At 40.3% G+C, this 1,503-nt stretch carries 1 protein-coding gene; it reads right to left on the reverse strand.

From position 1 onward, the window contains the following. Nucleotides 1–6: 6 nt before the first annotated feature. A partial coding sequence (locus tag F1003_RS15460) for a RagB/SusD family nutrient uptake outer membrane protein (protein WP_155090340.1) occupies nucleotides 7–1,503 on the reverse strand: 1,497 nt, incomplete at its 5' end.

The following is a 1,503-nucleotide window of genomic DNA, read 5'->3' on the forward strand; positions in this document are numbered from 1 at the left end:
AGTTAATTAATTTTGTTCGTTAATGAAAACGTTACTTTGAATTTCCAATTCAGGGATTTCAAAAGTTAAACGCTCATCATTATGCATAAATGATTCACCAACAAAAGATAAGTGGTTACTTCCTCTCACACCTGTTGATGTCTGGTTACGCTTTATAGAAAGGTATGTTTTACCTTCACCCCAAAACTCAATACGCGTCTGTAAGTGAATCTCAGCCAATAAAGCCGCTCCTGACAATCCATTTAAATAAGATGTGTCTGGCAAACGTTGGTCCAATACCTCTCTCAATGCAGTTCTAGCTGGTCCATCCTGGCCCATTTTTGCTAAAGCCTCTGCTTTTAAGATGTGCATCTCAGCAATTCTCATGTATACATAATCAGCTACAACCGATCCACTTGGTCCACCGATAATTCTACTGGCATCGTAGAACTTATCCAATGGCATTAGGTTATAATAACCTGAACCCGGGAAGAACTGTGCTTTTCTAGCATCATCAGCAGGAATAGCATCATATAGGTTTTGATCTATAGCCTTGGCATCACCTGCCCAAGCATAACTATATGAGAACGCATCCATTTGTCCCCACCAAGAAACAAGTCTTAATCCGATATCACCATTAAGGTCTACACCCCAAATCCATCCTGGAGTAGCCACATTGTTAAAACCACCTGTAACCTCTGCTGCGGTCATTACCGTAGCACCAGTTCCAGAAATCACAGCATCACATAACGCAACAACTTCGCCCATACGAGAAACATCACGTTGAGAAGCAATAGCATAAGCTAACATAGCCTGTGCAACTTCCTTGTTCACCTGGGTCTTAGTTGGTCTGTTATATACATCCAATAATACGATGGCTCTGTTAAGATCACTTTCTATTAGTGCAAAAACCTCTGCAGCAGTAGATTTACCTACACCTACGTTAGTTACTGTTCTATAGATTGGAAGAATCTCTTGTGAAGGGTTGTAATCATTCTGCATATACTGGGTCAAATACCAGTAAGAATGAGCACGCATAGCTAAAGCTTGTCCAAGAGTAGCTCTGTTATCCAGATTTTCTGGATCAGCTTCATCACCACCTAAAGTTTCAATTACGGTATTGGCAGCACGTATCATTCTATAATAGTGTCTCCAAACTTGGTAATTATCTAAAAAGGTGAAATCTTCAGTACACTGCATCTCAGTAATACTAGCTCTATACCATCCATAAGTACTTACGGACAGGGCAACATCACTAGATAAGAAATCAGCAAACAGGTCATAGGCTTTATGACCGAAGTCATCATGCCCACCGGTACCACCAGTACCAGTTGTATACATCGTAGAGTAAACACCCTCGATGAAACCTGTTACGATATCAGGATTGTTACTCGCAGCTTCACCAAGCTGGTTGATGTTCTGAAAACCACTTTCAGGGTTTTCGTTCACAAAGTCATCAGAACACCCTAAGAATGTTAGAAGTAGTCCCGAGACCATCATTAATTTAATTACATTTTTTTTCAT

This window comes from Winogradskyella ouciana, assembly GCF_009709615.1.
Taxonomy (GTDB): domain Bacteria; phylum Bacteroidota; class Bacteroidia; order Flavobacteriales; family Flavobacteriaceae; genus Winogradskyella; species Winogradskyella ouciana.